The organism is Methylomonas sp. EFPC1 (genome assembly GCF_016925515.1).
In the GTDB taxonomy this organism is placed as follows: Bacteria; Pseudomonadota; Gammaproteobacteria; order Methylococcales; family Methylomonadaceae; genus Methylomonas; species Methylomonas defluvii.
Genome location: NZ_CP070494.1, coordinates 1,982,683 through 2,002,553, shown reverse-complemented (window position 1 = coordinate 2,002,553; position 19,871 = coordinate 1,982,683). Strand labels below are relative to the sequence as shown.

The 19,871-nt window shown below is 52.8% G+C and carries 20 protein-coding genes; 4 read left to right on the top strand and 16 right to left on the bottom strand.

Annotation, left to right across the window (positions count from 1 at the left end):
* Positions 1 to 40: 40 nt before the first annotated feature.
* On the bottom strand, positions 41 to 1,702 hold the full coding sequence (locus JWZ98_RS09255) for an ATP-binding protein (RefSeq protein ID WP_205454060.1): 1,662 nt from the start codon (positions 1,700 to 1,702) through the stop codon (positions 41 to 43).
* Between the two features lie 263 nt (positions 1,703 to 1,965).
* On the opposite strand from JWZ98_RS09255, the gene ald reads away from it, so the two are divergent.
* Positions 1,966 to 3,081, top strand: coding sequence for an alanine dehydrogenase (ald, locus tag JWZ98_RS09250; RefSeq protein ID WP_205454059.1), 1,116 nt, complete (start codon positions 1,966 to 1,968; stop codon positions 3,079 to 3,081).
* A 299-nt stretch (positions 3,082 to 3,380) separates the two neighbouring features.
* Here the strand turns inward: ald and hemN are convergent, their stop codons facing one another.
* Genes hemN through ccmA form a run of 10 tightly spaced genes read right to left on the bottom strand, consistent with a single transcriptional unit; the run spans position 3,381 to position 11,543 of the window.
* Positions 3,381 to 4,760: an oxygen-independent coproporphyrinogen III oxidase gene (hemN, locus tag JWZ98_RS09245; protein ID WP_205454058.1), complete on the bottom strand. Its 1,380-nt coding sequence runs from the start codon at positions 4,758 to 4,760 to the stop codon at positions 3,381 to 3,383.
* Positions 4,760 to 5,968, bottom strand: a complete 1,209-nt coding sequence (ccmI, locus tag JWZ98_RS09240; RefSeq protein ID WP_205454057.1) for a c-type cytochrome biogenesis protein CcmI — start codon at positions 5,966 to 5,968, stop codon at positions 4,760 to 4,762. Before ccmI ends, hemN begins: the two co-directional genes overlap by 1 nt.
* Complete coding sequence (locus tag JWZ98_RS09235; protein WP_205454056.1) at positions 5,965 to 6,423, bottom strand: cytochrome c-type biogenesis protein; 459 nt, start codon at positions 6,421 to 6,423, stop codon at positions 5,965 to 5,967. The genes ccmI and JWZ98_RS09235 overlap by 4 nt, the downstream gene beginning before the upstream one ends.
* Positions 6,420 to 6,950, bottom strand: a complete 531-nt coding sequence (locus tag JWZ98_RS09230) for a DsbE family thiol:disulfide interchange protein (RefSeq protein ID WP_205454055.1) — start codon at positions 6,948 to 6,950, stop codon at positions 6,420 to 6,422. The genes JWZ98_RS09235 and JWZ98_RS09230 overlap by 4 nt, the downstream gene beginning before the upstream one ends.
* 5 nt (positions 6,951 to 6,955) lie before the next feature.
* Positions 6,956 to 8,893: a heme lyase CcmF/NrfE family subunit gene (locus JWZ98_RS09225; RefSeq protein ID WP_205454054.1), complete on the bottom strand. Its 1,938-nt coding sequence runs from the start codon at positions 8,891 to 8,893 to the stop codon at positions 6,956 to 6,958.
* Positions 8,890 to 9,324 (bottom strand): cytochrome c maturation protein CcmE, encoded by a 435-nt coding sequence (gene ccmE / locus JWZ98_RS09220; protein ID WP_033158068.1) that lies wholly within the window; start codon positions 9,322 to 9,324, stop codon positions 8,890 to 8,892. The genes JWZ98_RS09225 and ccmE overlap by 4 nt, the downstream gene beginning before the upstream one ends.
* A complete protein-coding gene (ccmD, locus tag JWZ98_RS09215) occupies positions 9,321 to 9,488 on the bottom strand; it encodes a heme exporter protein CcmD (protein ID WP_033158069.1) in 168 nt (55 codons plus the stop codon). Before ccmD ends, ccmE begins: the two co-directional genes overlap by 4 nt.
* Entirely contained in the window at positions 9,485 to 10,246 is a 762-nt protein-coding gene (locus JWZ98_RS09210; RefSeq protein WP_033158070.1) for a heme ABC transporter permease, read from the bottom strand. Before JWZ98_RS09210 ends, ccmD begins: the two co-directional genes overlap by 4 nt.
* The gene (gene ccmB / locus JWZ98_RS09205; RefSeq protein ID WP_205454053.1) at positions 10,246 to 10,920 is read right to left on the bottom strand and encodes a heme exporter protein CcmB; all 675 of its coding nucleotides are present in this window, start codon (positions 10,918 to 10,920) and stop codon (positions 10,246 to 10,248) included. Before ccmB ends, JWZ98_RS09210 begins: the two co-directional genes overlap by 1 nt.
* Positions 10,911 to 11,543, bottom strand: coding sequence for a cytochrome c biogenesis heme-transporting ATPase CcmA (gene ccmA / locus JWZ98_RS09200; RefSeq protein ID WP_205454052.1), 633 nt, complete (start codon positions 11,541 to 11,543; stop codon positions 10,911 to 10,913). The genes ccmB and ccmA overlap by 10 nt, the downstream gene beginning before the upstream one ends.
* 146 nt (positions 11,544 to 11,689) lie before the next feature.
* On the opposite strand from ccmA, the gene purE reads away from it, so the two are divergent.
* From purE to ftsH, 3 genes are all read left to right on the top strand, one after another.
* Positions 11,690 to 12,187, top strand: a complete 498-nt coding sequence (purE, locus tag JWZ98_RS09195) for a 5-(carboxyamino)imidazole ribonucleotide mutase (protein WP_033158073.1) — start codon at positions 11,690 to 11,692, stop codon at positions 12,185 to 12,187.
* Complete coding sequence (locus JWZ98_RS09190; RefSeq protein ID WP_205454051.1) at positions 12,184 to 13,278, top strand: 5-(carboxyamino)imidazole ribonucleotide synthase; 1,095 nt, start codon at positions 12,184 to 12,186, stop codon at positions 13,276 to 13,278. The genes purE and JWZ98_RS09190 overlap by 4 nt, the downstream gene beginning before the upstream one ends.
* A 72-nt stretch (positions 13,279 to 13,350) precedes the next feature.
* A complete protein-coding gene (gene ftsH, locus JWZ98_RS09185) occupies positions 13,351 to 15,192 on the top strand; it encodes an ATP-dependent zinc metalloprotease FtsH (protein WP_101055749.1) in 1,842 nt (613 codons plus the stop codon).
* 33 nt (positions 15,193 to 15,225) lie between these two features.
* On the opposite strand, the gene JWZ98_RS09180 is transcribed toward ftsH, so the two are convergent.
* The 5 genes from JWZ98_RS09180 to cmk all read right to left on the bottom strand — a co-directional run bounded on the left by JWZ98_RS09180 (position 15,226) and on the right by cmk (position 19,870).
* Positions 15,226 to 15,954: an alpha/beta hydrolase-fold protein gene (locus JWZ98_RS09180; protein ID WP_033158075.1), complete on the bottom strand. Its 729-nt coding sequence runs from the start codon at positions 15,952 to 15,954 to the stop codon at positions 15,226 to 15,228.
* A 3-nt stretch (positions 15,955 to 15,957) separates the two neighbouring features.
* Positions 15,958 to 16,917 carry an acetylxylan esterase gene (locus JWZ98_RS09175; protein ID WP_205454050.1) on the bottom strand — a complete coding sequence of 320 codons (960 nt, stop codon included), beginning with the start codon at positions 16,915 to 16,917 and terminating at the stop codon, positions 15,958 to 15,960.
* 166 nt (positions 16,918 to 17,083) lie between these two features.
* On the bottom strand, positions 17,084 to 17,389 hold the full coding sequence (locus tag JWZ98_RS09170) for an integration host factor subunit beta (RefSeq protein WP_084153381.1): 306 nt from the start codon (positions 17,387 to 17,389) through the stop codon (positions 17,084 to 17,086).
* 66 nt (positions 17,390 to 17,455) lie between these two features.
* Positions 17,456 to 19,117, bottom strand: a complete 1,662-nt coding sequence (gene rpsA, locus JWZ98_RS09165; protein WP_205454049.1) for a 30S ribosomal protein S1 — start codon at positions 19,115 to 19,117, stop codon at positions 17,456 to 17,458.
* A gap of 90 nt (positions 19,118 to 19,207) precedes the next feature.
* Positions 19,208 to 19,870: a (d)CMP kinase gene (cmk, locus tag JWZ98_RS09160; protein WP_205454048.1), complete on the bottom strand. Its 663-nt coding sequence runs from the start codon at positions 19,868 to 19,870 to the stop codon at positions 19,208 to 19,210.
* Position 19,871 lies beyond the last annotated feature (1 nt).

The following is a 19,871-nucleotide window of genomic DNA, read 5'->3' as shown; positions in this document are numbered from 1 at the left end:
TTAGGTTGGCGTCTCAGAGAATTGAGTTTGCGACGCCTAATCAATGCCGATTCTGCGTCCGCCAGTTTTCGACGATGCCTTCCACATCCAGATCGTCCGGGCCTTCGCGCCAGCTGGTGTAGTAATCGACATCGTTACTCTTCGGTTCCGGATTGGGCCGGTAGATTTGTACTCTGGTCGGTAATGGCGCGGCCTCGCCAAGCACTAACGCTTCCCCCCGGCCGAGGGAGCTGAGAATATCGGCCAAGTCGCCTTCGGCCTCCGGTACCAAGCCGCGAATGTATTGCTGGTCGTCCGGGTTGGTGGTGCGCAGGCAAATGAAGGAGCTGCATTGTGCCAGCATGGTTTCCGACAATTCGGTGGGTCGCTGACTGACTACGCCGATGGACACGCCATATTTACGACCTTCCTTGGCGATCCTTTCCATCATTTTCTTGGTGCCGTCGAATTGGCCGCCTTTTTCGCGCGGGATATAGGCATGCGCTTCTTCGCAGATTAGCGTGATCGGAAATTCGCGGCGGCGCGGGTTCCAGTAGTTGAATTCATACGCCAGCCGCCCAACTTGCGCAGACACCGCCGGCCGCACGTCGGTCGGTACGGAGCTAAGATCGACCACGGTAATGTTGGCTTTTTTTTGTCCCAGACCGACAAATTGCCTGAGTAAATCCGCCATGCTGGCCGAGTTGTTGCGCTTTTTGGGTTTCAATAAAAAGTCGTAACGCACGTCATTGAAACGGCTCTGCATCGTCACCAGAAACTCATCGAACTGGCCAAATAAGGCCCCCTTGGTTTTACCGAAATCCTTACGTTCTTCGTTGGCGGCCTTGAATTGCATATACATTTCCGCCAATGAAAAATAAATCGGCGTGTCTATCGATACCACTCCTAGGCCAATGGCTTTGGCTTCCTTGCGCTTCAGCTGTTGCAGCACTTCGCGCATGAACGACATTTGCATCGAAGCGCCTCTGTCGTCTCTATCGATAAACAAGTCCACCAACTCGGCATACGACATCATCCAATACGGCATCTCCAAATCCATCGCATCCACGTAGTTGACCTGCTCTTCGGGAAACGCCGATTCGATACTGCCGTCCGGGCGCTTCCAGCAATATTCGCCGTGTAGATCCAGCATGATCATATGGGTTTTCGGCATCGCCCGCATCGTGTGCTGAATCAAGCTGGTCACCGTCCAGGATTTACCGGAGCCGGATTGGCCGATAATCGCAAAATGCCGGCCAAACAACGCGCGCGGGTCCAGGCTCAGGTGATAATCCTTATGACTCGCTAACTGCCCAATAAAAAATTCGTAATCGCGGAATTTGGAAAAAATGGCGTTGATTTCGCTCAGCCCAACAGCATACACCGCCGCACCGGGCGTCGGGTAATGGCGGACGCCGCGAATGAACACATTGCTTTCATTCAACTCGCCGACCGGAATCAAGGCAATAAAGCGGTCGGTAGCGCGATTGCCGGCAGCGTCAAAACGGTCCCGTTCCCACATTTTGAATACCAGCGCGAGCACGCCGATATGCGACTGGCGGATCACCACATAGGAACCGATATGGCCGGCCAGGATTTCTTCATCGCCGAGCTTGATGATAGGCGCCGCTGTCGAATGTTCTTCGGTAATACGGGCATCCATACCGTCGCCTCTGACTTCGGTTAAATGGCCGATCAGGATATTTTGCGTTTGCTGCGTCATGATGTTCTCTCTGGTAAAGCCGCTGGGCTAAGCTTAGACGATTTTTAAGGTCCGTCCCGACCACAACAGTCTATTCATTCGTCTGGGACAGAGCAGCGGTTTTGCGCCAAAATGGCAAACAAATCCCTACAAACGCGACAACATGGCGCCACGCCCTTAATAGTAAGTCGTTGAACATTTGGCACTTTTGACTGACAAAGCCTTACGGTCTGATTATTGCTGTCATCAAACCGGCATCATTTAATATTGCACAAGAGGTGAATATGAAAATCGGCATACCCAAGGAAATCAAACCTAACGAAAATCGGGTATCGGTGGTACCGTCCGGCGTTGCCGCGCTTGTGAGCGCCGGCCATAGCGTCACGATGGAGAGCGGCGCCGGCGTTGGCGCCGGCTTTGAAGACGCGCTATATAAAGCCGCCGGCGCACAGTTGGTGGACGGTCCGGAACCTGTATGGGACTCCGCTGAGATGATTATCAAGGTCAAGGAACCGATAGAACCCGAATGGTCGCGGATTCGTCCCGGACAAACCCTGTTCACCTATTTTCATTTTGCCGCCAATCGCCCGCTAACTGAAGCACATTTGGCATCCGGCGCTACCTGTATCGCCTACGAGACCGTGCAGTTGCCGACCGGCGAACTGCCCTTGCTGACCCCAATGTCGGAAGTGGCCGGCCGGCTGGCGGTGCAGGAAGGCGCGCATTACCTGGAAAAACTCTATGGCGGCCGCGGCATGCTACTGGGCGGCGTACCGGGGGTATTGCCGGCCAAAGTCTTGATCTTGGGCGGCGGGGTGGTCGGCACGCAAGCGGCAAAAATGGCGGCGGGTTTAGGCGCGCAAGTCACGGTGATGGATTTGTCGCTGGAACGCCTGCGTCAGCTCAGTGATATTTTGCCGGCCAATGTGCAACTGCTGTTTTCCAGCCGGCACGCCGTTCTGGAGCAAATCCGCACCGCGGACCTGGTCATCGGCGGCGTGCTGGTCACGGGGGCGGCCGCGCCCAAGCTGATCCGCGCCGACGATTTAAAATCGATGCAACCCGGCTCGGTCATCGTCGATGTCGCGGTGGACCAGGGCGGCTGCGTGGAAACCACCCACCCCACTACCCACGCCGAGCCGATTTATGTCATCGACAATGTCGTGCATTATGCCGTTGCCAACATGCCCGGCGCTGTACCGCGCACTTCGACCCTGGCCTTAACCAACGCCACCCTGCCCTATGCTCTGCAACTCGCCAATAAAGGCTGGCAACAAGCATTGCGGGACAATTCGGCGTTACTGAAAGGCTTGAATATCGTGGGCGGTAATGTTACTTGCCAAGGGATTGCCGATGCGTTTGGTTTTAATTATTTGCCGCCGGAGCAGTTCCTGAGCTGAACCCATCGCCCAGACCGGCCAAAATAATTTGTAAATATCCCCCGGCAAAACCGGGGGATTCATATTCCCGCTTAATTCTACGTTGTCAGACGCTGAAAGGTGTGCATGATTTGGTCTGGGATTGCCAAAATCGGGTCACCACAGATGGGGCCGAGCCTAACATCCACGGCACTGGACACTCGCTTCCGCACTGGGATCAAGACATTTGCTCAAATCCCAAAAAGTAAAGTTAAGCTGTGTTGGGACGACTCAACGCGCTTTATCGGGTTATCAATTCGAAACCCACTCCGCGCCTTGGCTCAGATCACTTTAGAAAACTGCTGCTGTTTCTGCGCCAGGTATTTATCAAACACCATGCAGATATTGCGGATCAACAGGCGGCCGGCGGTGGAGACTTGAATGCCGTCAGCGGTTAAATCCAGTAAACCGTCGGCTTTCATCAGCCTCAGGTGTTCCAGCTCGGGCGCAAAATACTCGGCAAAATTAATAGCAAACTCGGTTTCGATTTTGCTGAAAGTCAGTTCGAAGTGGCAAATCAGTTGGGTGATTACCGCCCGGCGCAATTTGTCGTCTTCATCCAGATCCACGCCGCGAAACACCGGCAATTTGCCTTGGGAAATGGCGGCGTCGTATTCGTCCAGTTCCTTGTAATTTTGCATGTAAGCATCGCCGACCCGGCCGATGGAGGTCACGCCCAAACCCACCAAGTCGCAATCGGAATGGGTCGAATAGCCCTGGAAGTTGCGGTACAACTTGCCTTCGCGTTGCGCCACCGCCAGTTCGTCGTCCGGTTTGGCGAAGTGGTCCATGCCGATGTAGACATAGCCGGCATCGGTGAGTTTTTGCCCGACCATTTGCAGGATTTCCAGTTTCACCGTCGGCGTTGGCAAATCGGCGTCATTGATTTGCCGCTGGGTTTTGAAGCGGCTGGGCATGTGGGCGTAGTTGAAGATCGAAAATCGATCCGGCGCGTAGGCCAGCACTTGCTCCAGTGTGCGGGCAAAAGTCTGCTCGGTTTGCAACGGCAGGCCGTAGATCAAATCGATATTAGTCGACCGAAAGCCTTCCTTGCGCGCCGCTTCCAGTACAGCAAAGGTTTGTTCCTTGCTTTGCAGGCGGTTGACGGCTTTTTGCACGTCCGGATCGAAATCCTGCAAGCCTAAACTGATGCGGTTAAAACCAAGTTCGCGCAGCTGGGCGATGGTCAGGTCGTTGGTTTCGCGCGGGTCCACCTCTATCGAGTATTCGCCGCTGTCGTCGTCATGCAAATTGAAATGCTCGCGGGTGGTCTCCATCAAGCGTTTCATTTGCTGGTAATTCAAAAATGTCGGCGTGCCGCCGCCCCAATGCAGCTGATTAACCAGCCGACTCTTGTCGAACAACGCACCTTGCATCGCCACTTCCCGGCACAAGTTGTCCAGATAAGGGACGGCATGCGCACGGTTTTTGGTGACGATCTTGTTACAGGCGCAATAAAAACACACGGTGTCGCAAAACGGGATGTGAAAGTACAGCGACAGCGGCCCACCGCCGGCGTTGGATTTTTGAATATGCTGCAGATACTCGGCTTCGCCGAAGCCCTCGTGCAATTCCAGAGCGGTGGGGTACGAGGTGTAACGCGGCCCGGACTTGTCGTAGCGTTTGATCAAGTCCAAGTCGAATTGAATTGATTGGTCCATTACTGTACTTCTTGATTGATGGTGATGCCGACGCTGGGATTAGCCGAGCTTAAATCCACTTCAGCAGTGCCGAGCAAATCGCCGGCTTGCGGCATCGCGTTACCGGTTTTGGAGATTCGGGCAACGATGCGCAACTGTTTGAAATCGGCCAGATGGGTTTGCGGTTGCATCGCCATGCTGTCGTTCAATACCACGCTGGCTGGTAAATCAGAAACCTGTTTACGGACGATGGCCAGCGGCATTTTTGGACCGTTGACGGCCTGGGCATAGATAAACACGGTGTGTTGCGGTTCCGCTTTGGCTTTGACTGCCGCATCCAATTCGACTTTCACAGTAATATCGATAGCAGCCGCCGATGATGCCGGCGCTTGCGGTTTTTGCTGCTCTGCTTCAGCCATTTGTATCATTTTTTTCAATTGCGCCTGGGACTCGTCGTCGGCAGGCAGCAGAGCGGATAATTTCTTCCAATGCGTAATTGCCTGGGCAAAATCCCCGGCTTCCGCTTTAGCCATGCCGGCCAACCATAAGGCGGTGTGGTCTTCCGGCACCAGCTTTAAGGCTCTTTCCACCAGCTCGCTTGGTTCGCCGTCCATTTGGCCGTTACGCGCCATCGACAAGGCATCGGCGTAATGCAGCATGACGGCCGGCTCGTTGGGTTTACGGCGATTCAGTTCGGCAAATACGTTGGCGGCATCCTGATATTGCTGCGCGTAAACATAAGCACGGCCCAACATCATCCAGCCTTCCAAATCTTCCGGATGCTGTTTTAGACGCTCTATCAGTTTGTTGACCATGCTTTTGACATTGTCGGCCACTTTTTGATTGTTAGCCGCCAATTCGGCTTTGACCAGGGCTTGCGGCTCGCCGAGCAAGCCATATAAAAACAGACTTAACAGCGGTAGCGTAATAGCGACGACAGGCACCATCCAACGACCGGATTTGGCGCTGGGCACGGCCGGCACATCGTCTTCCAGGTCATCCAGCAGAGTCAGTTGCAATTCGCGATACTGGGCATCGTATTGCGCTTGCGTCAATGCGCCGTTTTGCAATTGCAGTTTAAGTTCGGCCAATTGCTGGCGAGCGATCGCGGTATTGCGCTGCTCGCCATCGGCATAGCGTAGCGGCGTTTTCTTGAACAGCGGCGGCAGCAACACCAACAACGCCAGCACGATTAAACCGGCTATCACTAGCCAAAACTCAAGATTCACGAGTCGTCACCTTTTTCCAAAATGCTGTTTAGCTTGGCTTGTTGCTCTTTCGTTAGCGATTGGTCCTCGCTGGTACTGGTTTTGCTGCGCAACACCCAGACCGTGGCCAAGCCGATGACCAGGAACAGCACCGGCCCCAACCAGAGCAGCATGGTTTTCAGTTTCAAGGCTGGTTTGTACATCACAAAATCGCCGTAGCGGTCGGTCATGAAATCGACGATGTCTTGCCGGGATTTACCTTGTTGCAGCATTTCGTAAACTTGCCGGCGCAAGTCCTTGGCCAGATCGGCGTTGGAATCGGCGATGGTTTGATTCTGGCAAACCAGGCAACGCAGTTCAGAAATCAAGGTTTGATAAGCTTGTTCCTGCTCGGGTTGTTTGAAGTCACGGTATTCGATTTCGGCTTGGGCTTGAAACACAAACAACGACAAGATCAAGGCATGGAGCGTTTTCATGCGCTTTCGGCCTCCAGTTTTTCAATCAACGGCAGGAAAATGCTTTCCAGTTCGCCGGGCTGGACCGGACCGGTATGTTTGTAGCGCACCACGCCGCGTTTATCGATCACGAAGGTTTCCGGTACGCCGTAGACGCCATAATCGATACCCACGCGGCCATCGGTGTCCATCACGCTGACGTTATAAGGGTTACCGTGTTTGCTCAGCCAGGTGTTGGCAGCCTGCGCTTCGTCTTTGTAGTTCAAACCTACCAGCAGCACTTTGTTTTGCTTGGCCAGCTCGATCAATAAGGGATGTTCTTCGCGGCAGGATACGCACCAGGATGCCCAGACATTCAGTAACCAGACTTTGCCTTTAAAATCGGCTTGGCTCAGGCGTTGCCCAGGTGTCGCCAAAATCGGCAAATTAAAGGCCGGCGCCGGTTTGTCTATCAGTGGCGAGGGGATTTCGCGGGGATTGAGTTTTAATCCAATCACCAAAAAAACCGACAGGGCGATAAACAACAGCAGCGGTAACAGATATTTCATTAATTTTACGCGAGAGGCTTGTTAAGCAAACGATAGCGGCGGTCGCTGGCGGCAATCAGGCCACCCAGGGCCATGAACACCCCGCCCATCCAGATCCAACGAATGAAGGCTTTGTAGTAAACCCGCAAGCTCCAGGCGCCTTGTTTATCCAAAGGCTCACCCAAGGCCACGAATAGATCGCGGAACACACCGGCGTCGATAGCGGCTTCGGTCATCGGCATGGTTTGCACCCGGTACACCCGCTTTTGCGGCGATAACTCAGCAACAGTGGCACCGTTATGACTGACAGTCAGATAGCCTTGCTCGGCGCGGTAATTCGGCCCTTCGGTGCTTTTCACGCCATGGAATTGGAATACGTATCCAAATAAATCCAGGGTTTCTTCCGGTGCCAAACGCACGTCGCGTTCGATGCTGTATACAGAGGTAAAGGTAATACCGATCACGAACACCGCGATGCCAAGATGCGCCAAGGTCATGCCGTAAAAACCGGCTGGAATTTGTTTCAGGCGCTCGATTGACCAGCTTTGCAGGCGTTGTTTGAACGCGAGGCCGGTGATCGCCAAAGTCCATAAAGCCAGGCCGGTACCCAAAGCCGCGCCCCAGGAATAAAACGGCATCAACAGAGGTGTGAGTAACGCCAAGCCGATAGAAGCGGCAATCAGCCAGCGTACCCGTGAGCCTAAGGCTTTCAAATCGTCGCTTTTCCAGCGCATCAACACACCCAAGCCAACTACCAAGGCCAAAGGCGCCATCAGCGGAATAAACACCGCATTGAAATACGGCGGACCAACCGACAATTTTCCCAAGCCCAAAGCATCGACCACCAAGGGATACAAAGTACCCAGCAAAATGCTGGCGGCTGTCACGACCAGTAATACATTGTTGACCAGCAATACCGATTCCTTGGAAACCAATTCAAAACGGGCATGGCTTTTAACTTGCGGCGCACGAATCGCATACAACAACAGCGAACCGCCGACTACCACGGCCAAAAAGATCAGGATAAACAAACCCCGCGCCGGATCGCTGGCGAAGGCATGTACCGAGGTCAACACCCCGGAACGGACCAGGAAGGTACCGAGCAAACTCAAGGAGAACGCGAAAATCGCCAGCAGCACGGTCCAGGTTTTGAACACGCCGCGCTTCTCGGTAGCGGCCAGCGAGTGTATCAGCGCGGTGCCAACCAGCCAGGGCATGAACGAAGCATTTTCCACTGGGTCCCAAAACCACCATCCGCCCCAACCCAATTCGTAATAAGCCCACCAACTGCCCAGCGTGATGCCCAGCGTCAAAAACATCCAGGCGATATTGGTCCAGGGCCGCGACCAGCGCGCCCAGGCGGCGTCCAGCCGTCCTTCCAGCAACGCCGCGATGGAAAACGCGAAGGCTACCGAGAAGCCGACATAGCCCATGTAAAGCATCGGCGGATGTATCGCCAAACCGGGGTCTTGTAGCAACGGATTCAGGTCGCGGCCTTCGGCAGGGTACGGGAACAAGCGTTCGAAGGGATTGGAAGTCAGCAATAAAAACAGGATAAAGCCGATGCTGACCAAGCCCATCACTCCGAGGACCCGAGCCCGGGTGGCATCGGGGATATGCGCACTGAATGCCGCGACCAGCGCGGTCCAGATCGCCAAAGTCAAAGCCCACAGCAACAAGGAACCTTCGTGCGCGCCCCACACCCCGGAAACCAGGTAGATCAGCGGCAAGGCGGTATTGGAGTTTTGCGCGACATAAGCCACCGAAAAATCGTGGCTGATGAAGCTGGCGGTCAAACAGCCGTAAGCCACGCCCATGAACAGCAATTGCCCGAAGGCAGCGGGTCTGGCGACATGCACCCAGCCGGTAATAGACTTTCCGGCGCCGAAAATAGGCAAGATACCTTGTACAATTGCCATGCACAAGGCCAGAATCAAAGCGAAGTGACCAATTTCCGGGATCATGGTTGCGCCGCCGGTTTTTTCAGGCTGCCGGCCACTTCCGGCGGCATGTAGTTTTCATCGTGTTTGGCCAGCACTTCTTCCGCCACGAACACGCCGCGGCCATCCAGCGCCCCCTTGGCGACGATGCCCTGCCCTTCCCTAAATAAATCCGGCAAGATGCCCGAATATTCCACCGTCACTTCCTTTTCGAAATCGCTCAGTTTAAAGCGCACCAATAAATCGGCGTTGGGCCGCTCCACGCTGCCTTTAACCACCATGCCGCCCAAGCGAAACTGCGAATTAGCTGGCGCCTTGCCGGACGCCACATCGCTGGTCGAGAAAAAATACATCAGATTTTCGTTAAAGGCTTTTAGCGCAAAAGTTGCGGCCAATCCCAGCACCGCCAACATTAAAACGATCAATATCAAACGCTGTTTTCGTATCGGTTTCATCGTGCTTGCGTGCGTTTTTGTTTAATGGTGAGTTGCCGCAGTAACTGCTTGCGTTGCAGCACCGGCCAAACGATGTTGACGATCAATACCAGCGCGGTCACGCCATAAGCCGGCCAGACGTAGACGGCGTAACCGCCCATGTATAAAAAGCTTTCCCAGCTCATGCTTGTTTCTCCAGCAGCGCTTTCACCCATTGCGAGCTGGTTTCGCGCTTTAATAATTCCAGTTTTGCGGCCTGCAATACCGCGATCAAATAATAAAACTTGAAGGCCACTGCCATCAGCAACAGCGGCACCAGCATGCTGAGGTGAATGGAGGGCTTATCCATCTTGCTGACGGTAGGGCCTTGATGCAGCGTGTTCCACCATTCCACGGAATAATGGATGATGGGTACGTTGACGACACCCACCAACGCCAATATCGACACCGCCCGTGCCGCCGAGCGTTTATCCTCAATGGCGCCGTACAAACTGATCACCCCCAGATACTGAAACAACAGGATCAACTCAAAGGTCAAGCGCGCATCCCACACCCACCAAGTGCCCCACATCGGCTTGCCCCACAAGGAGCCGGTCACCAAGGCTACGAAGGTAAAACCGGCGCCGATCGGCGCGCTGGCGATCAGCATCACCTCGGCCAGTTTCATGCGCCAGACCAGCGCAATCCCGCCCATCACCGCCATCAGCACGTAAATGAACAAGGACATCCAGGCCGCCGGCACATGGATATAAATGATCCGGTAACTGTCGCCCTGCTGATAATCGGTCGGAGCCCGATACAAGCCCAGATAAAGGCCGGAAACCAACAAAATCAAAAAGATAATCGTCAACCAGGGAATGAACCGATCCGCCAAGGCATAAAAATGCGGCGGCGACGAGGTGCGGTGAAAAAACCGGCTAACCGGCGCAGGTATCCAAGACATCAATTAACACTCATTTTTAACGCGGCCGCTGTCGGCAGCGGCACCAATACCAGTGCCGACAACAACATGGCCAATAAAATATATAGTTGGGCGCCTACCGGCAAGCCGCTGGCGGCCCTATCGACAGCGCCACTAGCAAAGATCAACACCGGCACATACAAAGGCAATACCAATAAGGACAACAACATGCCGCCCCGGCGCAAACCGACCGTCAACGCCACGCCGATAGCGCCAATCAGGCTCAGAAGCGGCGTAGCTAAGATCAATGTCAGCCATAAAGTTCCCATCGCTTGCTGCGGTAATCCCAAAAACACCGCCAGCAGAGGCGCTACCAGCAATAATGGCAAACCGGTCACCAGCCAGTGAGCGATGATCTTGCCCAGCACCAATACCGATAAGGCATGCGAACTGAGCAGCATTTGCTCCAGCGAACCGTCCTCGAAATCGCTACGGAACAAACCATCCAGCGACAACAAGGCCGCCAACAAAGCGGACACCCATATCACGCCCGGCGCCATCGCTCGCAACAGATTAGGTTGCGCGCCGACCGCCAGCGGGAACAAGGTCACCACCAGCACGAAAAAAAACAGCGGATTGGCCATTTCGGCGCGGCGCCGAAACGCCAGCAACAAATCGCGGCGAATGATCGCCCAAAAAGCCTGGATTATTGGCATGCTTGCAGATGAATGCGTTGCAGATTAAGATCGGCCATGCTTAGATCGTGATGGGAGGTCAAAACCGCCATGCCTCCTTGCTCGATGTGTTCGGCCATCAGCGATTCTATCAATTTGATGCCTTGCCTATCCAGCGAGGTAAAAGGTTCGTCGAGTATCCACAGCAAGTTATGCGTGATCAATAACCGAGCCAGCGATAGCCGGCGCTTTTGGCCGGCCGACAAGGTATGTACCGGATTATCGTCAAAACCGGCCAATTGCACCTTGTCCAAGGCTTGCTCGATGTCATATTTGCCCGCACTACCCAGTGCCAGCGCAAACTTCAAATTTTCCAGCACCGTCAATTCCTTTTTTGTACCATCGGCATGACCGACATAAGCCATGTCATCGTAATAACTGCTGTCGGCAATTTTACTGCCGCACCAATAAATCTCGCCGGCATCGGCTTCCCTAAATCCGCACAGAATGCGCAACAACGAGGTCTTGCCGCTGCCGTTGGCGCCTTCCAACAGCAAGGTCTCGCCAGCGTGCAACGTGAAATTCAAATCGGAAAACAACAAGCGCTCATCGCGGAAACACGATAATTCACTGGCTTGCAGCGAAGCGTGTTGCGAGCTTTCCATTCATCCGTCCTGGGGTTGATCTGTTATGAGGGGCGCTATCTTATCATCAAGGCAGCCGGAGTTAGTAATTTGCCGACAGAGAAAATCTCCCCATTTATGCGATAATCGGGCTTGTTTCGACTGATCGCAAATACCGGAGATTTTGCATGACCGCATTGATAGGCATCATCATGGGTTCCACGTCCGATTGGGAAACCATGCAACATGCAGCGCAAACCCTAGAACATCTTGATATTCCGCATGAAGTGGAAGTGGTTTCGGCCCATCGCACCCCCGACAAGTTGTTTCAGTATGCGGAAACCGCGGAAGGCAAAGGTTTGGAAGTCATCATCGCCGGTGCCGGCGGCGCTGCGCATTTGCCGGGCATGACCGCCGCCAAAACCGCATTGCCGGTACTGGGTGTGCCAGTGCAATCCAAAGCCTTGAACGGTATGGATTCTTTGTTATCCATCGTGCAAATGCCGGCCGGCATTCCGGTGGGCACCTTGGCCATCGGCAAGGCTGGCGCTATCAATGCCGCTTTGCTGGCCGCCGCGATTATCAGCAACAAACATCCGCAATACCGCCCAGCTCTAGATGCTTATCGGCAACAACAAACCGACAGCGTGATCGCCACCCCTGATCCAAGACAGGTGGCGGGATGAAGATAGGCATATTAGGTGGCGGCCAGCTCGCCAGAATGATTGCCTTGGCCGGTTATCCACTGGGCTTAAAATTCATCGTGCTCGATCCTGACGTCAACGCAGGCGCCGCCGGTTTAAGCGAACATTTGCTGGGCGCTTACGACGATCCGGATTTGTTGGCGGAACTGGCCAAAAAAGCCGACATCGTCACTTACGAATTCGAAAACGTGCCGGCTCATGTCGCGGAATTCCTGTCCAGTCACACCACAGTCTACCCGCCCGCCGGTGCATTGGCTGTCGCTCAGGACCGTCTGCTGGAAAAGAATTTCTTCAAGGATTTAGGCATCCGCACCGCACCGTTCGCTCCTATCGATAGCCTGGCAGACTTGCAACAAGCCATGCCTGAAATCGGCTACCCTGCAATTCTGAAAAGCCGGCGCATGGGCTATGACGGCAAGGGCCAAGTGGTTATAAAATCGGCCGACGAACTAGAATCCGCCTGGCAAAGCATGCAAGGCGCCGCCTCCATCGTCGAAGGTTTCGTGCCGTTTCAACGCGAAGTATCTATTATCGCCGCTCGCAGCCCATCCGGCGAAATCGCTTACTATCCATTGTCTGAAAATCAGCATCGCGGAGGCATTCTGCGTATTGCCGAATGCTGTACTAACGACCCCGAACAAGCGATTGCCGAAAATTACGTCAGTCTGTTGCTGGAAAAACTGGATTACGTCGGCGTCATTGCCCTGGAGTTGTTCGACTTGAACGGCGAATTGCTGGCCAACGAATTCGCACCGCGCGTGCATAACTCCGGACATTGGACCATAGAAGGCGCGGAAACCAGCCAATTCGAAAACCACTTGCGGGCCATTCTGGATTTACCGCTGGGCTCGACGGAACCGCGCGGTTATGCGGGCATGGTGAACTTCATCGGTGGTCTGGCCGACGACGCGACACTGTTAAACATTCCCAACGCGCATTTGCATCTGTACGATAAAACGCCGCGCAAGGGTCGAAAAGTCGCGCATGCAACGGTCAGAGCCGACGCGGAATCCGCCTATCGCGAGGCCTTACAGCATTTGGCTAATTTAGCGCTGGCTGTAGACGAATCATGATCTCTTAGCTTGAATCCGGGCGGTTTTGGCACCCAAGCCAAAATCGCTCCGCAGAACATAGAGAACACAACCATGAAAAAAATTTTATTCTTATTGTTGATAATGGTCGGCATCGCCATCGCGGCATTTGTCATTTTTAATCCTGCCCCTGCCACCTACAAATCGCAAGGCGATATTCCTTATTCCAACTTCATCCAGGATGTGCGCGGCAAAATGGTAGCCGAAGTGGTGATCGACGGTAGAGCCATCAACGGTCTGAGGCATGACGGCACACGTTTTACCGCATATAGCCCTGGTGACATCACGGTGATAGACGATCTATTGCAGAACGGTGTGAAGATCATCGTGCAAAGACCGCTAACCCAATCGACATTCATGCAGGTGTTTTACTCCTGGGCCCCCACCTTTTTGCTGATTGGGGTGTTGATTTATTTCATGCGCAAACAACTGCTAGGCGCCGGCGCGCAAAACAATTTCGGTAAAAGCCGCGCCAAGTTGATGACAGAGAATCAGGTAAAAATCCGTTTCAGCGATGTTGCCGGCGTTGAGGAGGCCAAGCAGGACGTCGCGGAAATGGTCGATTTCCTGAAAGCACCGGGTAAATACGAGGCCCTGGGCGGTAAAATCCCCAGAGGCGTGCTGATGGTCGGCCCTCCCGGCACGGGTAAAACCTTGCTGGCCCGCGCGATTGCCGGCGAAGCCGGTGTACCTTTCTTCTCGATTTCCGGCTCCGACTTCGTGGAAATGTTTGTCGGCGTTGGCGCATCCAGAGTACGCGATCTATTTGTGCAAGCCAAAAAGCAGGCCCCGTGCATCATTTTTATCGACGAAATCGACGCAGTCGGTCGGCAGCGCAGCCCCGGCAATATGGGCGGCACGGAAGAGCGCGAGCAAACGCTGAATCAATTGCTGGTGGAGATGGACGGCTTTAGCGGCAACGAAGGCATCATCGTCATCGCCGCCACCAACCGCATCGATGTATTGGATAAAGCCTTGCTGCGCCCCGGACGGTTCGACAGGCAAGTGCAAGTCAGCCTGCCGGACATTAAAGGCCGCGAACAAATTCTAAGGGTACATTCCAGCCGGGTACCCTTGGCCGATGACGTCAATTTGAATGATCTGGCGCGCGGCACACCGGGCTTTTCCGGCGCCGAATTGGCTAATCTGATCAACGAAGGTGCATTGTTCGCCGCCCGCAACAATCAGCGGGAAATTACGATGAACGACCTGGATAAGGCTCGCGACAAAACCATCATGGGCGCGGAAAAGCGGACGATGATCATGAGCCGCGAAGACCTGCTGATGACCGCCTACCACGAAGCCGGACACGCCATCGTCGGCCGTTTGGTACCCGAGCACGATCCGGTTTACAAAGTCAGTATCATGCCGCGCGGCGGCGCGCTCGGCATTACCATGTTTTTGCCGGAGCGCGATGCATACAGCGCCAGCAAGGACAAATTGGAAGGCCAAATCTCCAGCCTGTTCGGCGGCCGAGCCGCGGAAGCACTGGTTTACGGTAAGAATAAAGTCACCACCGGCGCGAGCAACGACATCCAACGCGCCACCCAATTGGCCCGTAATATGGTCACCAAATGGGGGCTATCCGACAACCTGGGGCCGCTGGACTACGGCGATAACGAAGGCAGCTACTTGGGACCGCAAGCCAAACCCATGTCGGAACACATGGCGCGCTTGATTGATCGGGAGATCAGGTTAATTGTGGACAACAATTATCAACGGGCCGAAAACCTGCTGAAGGAAAATATCGATATTCTGCATAATATGGCGCAAGCCTTATTAGACTGGGAAACATTGGACAAACATCAGATAGATGAATTGATGCAAGGTCGAACCATCGCTCCGCCGACACCTGATGTAAAACAATCATTGGACACAGACACTCCAGAGCAGTAGCGCGCTTTTTCTCATCAAGCAGAATAGAGTCTGTCAGATATACAGCGGGGCCATTCTGCGCCAGTAGTGGCCTTGATGCGCACGCCCTTCCCATTCGTATAAGGCATGGGGAATACCCTTGGCCGCTAATATGTGACTTAACTCGTGATTGTTCTGCAAAAACGGATCTTCCTTACCGATCACCAAAGTAATTTCCATTTGCTGCAAATGCTTTAATTGCGCTTGGCAATTCAGGTTGGGTAAAAAATGCGTTGGCGTATGAAAATAAACATGATCGTCATAGTAGCCGTCGAACAAATTTTTGAAACACTCTACTTCCAGCGTCAAATCGAAACGACCGGAGAAGGCTACTAATTTTCTGAACAAATGCGGGTGGCGGAAAGCAATATTGGCCGCATGATAACCGCCTAAACTACAGCCGTGCGCGATGACGCAGGGGTGTGGATTTTTCAAGGCCATGAACGGCATGATTTCGTTCAATATGTAGTCTTCGAAAAACATGTGCCGCTGAATACGGTCTTTCGGCTTGCGCCAAAAGCAGTAAAACGTTTCATGATCAATGCTGTCAACACAGTACAGTTGTATGTGTCCCGCTTCAATTTTATTGCGTAACCGCTCGACAATGCCGAGGTTCTCGTACTCATAAAAACGACCGTCGCGAGTAGGAAAAATCAGTACTTTGGCCCCGGCGTGACCGAAAACCAGGAACTCCATGTCGCGACCCAAGCGCGGGCTGTACCAGTGATGATATTCGCGATTCATAATCTAAAGCGACGATTCCCCGAAAAAACTTTGCAGCTCCGCAATCAGCTGCCGCTCCTGATCATGTTGGCGCGGATAATCAAAATGCCCCGCATCCAATATAAATAACTGTTTATCGCCGGCCCAAGCGTTGTAGATTGCAAATTGTCCGGGTGGCGCTACGACCGGATCGAATCGCGCGACGGCACCATGCAAGGGTTGGAATGCATAACGCGCCGAGGCAGCGGCATCATAATAGGCTAATGTGTCAAACACATTATGATGAGATTGACTGTAGGCTTTCAAAGCCGCGGCACTGCCGCTGGTAGGCAAGCTTAAACGCAAGGGTTGGTTGCCGAAGGTGGGCACATTCAAGTGTACTCGCTTGATCCTGGCATCCCAGGGCGCGGCCAGCGCTCCGATTCCGCCACCAAAGCTAATGCCCATGTAGCCGATCTTATCCAAGCTTACTGGATAATGCTCAGCCAGAACGGATACAGCCAACCATAGATCTTCTACGCATCCGCCGATTACATAATGATTAGGATCATCAATGCCTTGCACGACATGTTGATTGGGTTGTTCCGGCAAACGCTCGCAGCGGCTGCGAGATATGCCGCGAAAACAAGGAAAAAGCAAGGCGGCACCCGGTATGTTCAGATGAAAGTCGGGTTGCTCTCTGCCGCCATAACCATGGCCGACCACTATGCTCCGAGTAATAGGTTGCGCATCCGGCTCAAGCAACCAGCCGGCTATCTGAAAATCATCGGTAGACCGATAGCTAATGTCATAAACCCGGTAGCCTGCGCGCTGGCATTGGTAATTCAGAGAAAATTGCGGAGAGACCGTTAAGGCTTTTTGATATTTATCCTGCCAAAACCGACAGAAATCGGCAGGCTCTTGCGGTGCGGGAACACTTAACAGATCGTCGAGACTGTAGCCATAGCCAGGATCATAGCTGTAATAATGATCAAATAAGCTCACGGGCTACCGGCCTGATTAAATTCTAGCTAGATCCTGTATTAAGGGTCTATTTAGCAATGGGGCAAAATTTTAAGCGGCGGACACTGCCGCCACTAGAAAATCATCTAAAGTACAACACCATCCCTAACATGGGAGGGCGTCGCTATTGTTGGTTTACAAGCTATCGTCAATCGACGATTTTGTATTTTTCCCTGGAAGCATCAACCATATCCCGTAACTCCTTTCCCGGTTTAAAATGCGGCACATGCTTTTCTGTTAAGGACACTGAATCGCCGGTCTTGGGGTTACGTCCCAGTCGTGCAGAACGATGGTGTAACGAAAAACTGCCAAAACCTCTAATTTCTATCCTATCGCCACTTGCCAACGTATCGCTCAAGTGATCAACAACGCATCTAACTGCCAATTCAACATCTTTAAGCGCGAGATGAGGCTGTTTTCGTGCCAGCATCTCTATCAATTCTGATTTCGTCACATCCAGCCCTGAATAATCAAAAAAGGGTGGCATGAGCTAGTCATGCCACCCTTGGAGATGGTTTTACTACTTGTCCATTTGTTTAAAGATATCGCCTAATGTGGCTGTGCCAGCATTTTGTGACGAGTAATCTTTAATAGCATTAGACTCTTCTTCGACATCTTTCGCTTTGATAGACAAAGAAATAGATTTAGTCTTTTTGTCGACACCGACAAATTTAGCTTCGATTTCTTCACCTTCTTTCAACAAAGTACGCGCATCTTCGACGCGGTCACGTTGGATTTCGGAAGCGCGCAAGTAACCTTCGACGTTATCGGCCAAGGTCACCACTGCACCTTTAGCATCGATTTCCTTGATGACGCCTTTAACTAAGCTGCCTTTTTCATGCACGGCAATGTAGTTTTGGAAAGGATCTTGTTCGAGTTGTTTGATACCCAAAGAGATACGTTCGCGCTCGGAGTCAACAGCCAAGATAACGGTTTCGACTTCGTCACCTTTTTTGTAATTGCGAATCGCTTCTTCGTCGTTCTCGTTCCAGGAAATATCGGACATGTGAACCAGACCGTCGATGCCGCCGTCCAGACCGATGAAGATACCGAAATCAGTGATCGATTTGATTTTGCCGGCGATTTTGTCGCCTTTGTTGTGCGTGGCGGCAAATTCATCCCATGGGTTCGAACGGCATTGTTTCATACCCAGTGAAATACGACGACGTTCTTCGTCGATTTCCAGAACCATGACTTCGACTTCGTCGCCCAGTTGTACGACTTTAGATGGGTTAACGTTTTTGTTGGTCCAGTCCATTTCGGAAACGTGTACCAAGCCTTCGACACCTTCTTCGATTTCCACGAAGCAGCCGTAGTCGGTCAGGTTGTTGACCTTACCGAACACGCGAGTGCCGGCTGGGTAACGGCGAGCAATGTTTTGCCATGGATCTTCATCCATTTGTTTCATGCCCAACGACACGCGAGTTTTGTCTTTGTCGAATTTCAGGACTTTAACTTTAACTTCCTGACCGATCTCTACGCACTCGGATGGGTGACGTACGCGGCGCCATGCCATATCGGTAATGTGCAACAGACCGTCGACGCCGCCCAGATCGATAAACGCACCGTAGTCGGTGAGATTTTTAACGATACCGGTAACGATTGCGCCGTCTTGCAGCGTTTTAACCAACTCTTCGCGCTCTGCGCTGTATTCGCTTTCGACGACCGCACGACGCGACAACACGACGTTGTTACGTTTTTGGTCGATTTTGATGACTTTAAATTCCAGATCGCGATTTTCCAGGAAAGCGGTATCGCGGATAGGACGAACGTCAACCAGAGAGCCTGGCAAGAAGGCGCGCAATGCACCGACTGCAACGGTGAAACCACCACGGACTTTGCCGTTGATACGGCCGACGATGGTTTCTTGGGTTTCAAAGGCTTTTTCCAGTTCTGCCCAAGCTTTACTTTTCTTGGCTTTGTCACGGGAAAGAAGAGTAGCGCCCAGGCCATCTTCAAATAAATCGAGAGCTACCTCAATTTCGTCGCCTACATTGACCTCTAGGTCGCCGTCGGCATTCAGAAATTGCCATTTCGGAATGACACCTTCTGATTTGGCTTGCGTGCTGACGATAACAAATTCGTTTTCGATATCAACAACGGTACCAATTAGCATTGCGCCAGGACGCATTTCCGTCTTGGCATAACTCTCTTCAAACAACTCTGCAAAGCTTTCGCCCATCTCTACTTTCCCAAACTTGCTAAGACTCAAGCAAGCTTTCTCTTCTCTGAAATTAAAATAAAGCCACCGATAATAATTCGGTAACCACCACTAGTCTGAATTGACTAAATTTACCACCTGATCAATCACTTGCTGAATAGTCAAACTGGATGAATCGATGTAATGCGCACCTTCCGGCACGGTGAGCGGAGCCGTAGCTCGCTGCTGATCGCGAAAATCGCGTTCTTCTATTTCCCGAGTGATTTGGGGAAGGTTAGCATCAATTCCCTTTTCAATCAACTGTTTATATCGCCTAAGCGCCCTTTCCTCCGCACTGGCGGTTAAATAAACCTTGATTTTGGCATCTTGAAACACCACGCTACCCATGTCTCGACCATCGGCGACCAAGCCTGGAAGTCTTTGAAAATCCTTTTGTTTTTGCAATAACACTGCCCTTACTTCCGGATAAGCGGCAATGATGGACGCAGTATTGCCGGTGGTTTCGGTGCCCAATTGACTGGTAATGTCGATGCCATCAAGCTTAACGATCAACTCGTCGCCGCAATCGAATTCTAACGACATGGCTTCAGCGACTCGGCAAATAGGGGTTACGTCCGATAACTCGAGACCCGATTTTAAAACCGCAACAGCTACCGAGCGATAAATCGAGCCGCTGTCCAGATAATTCCAGCCCAAAAGTTTCGCGACGGCGCGGCTGACCGTGCCTTTACCTGCGCCACTGGGACCATCTATCGTCAATACGGGTACTTGCATC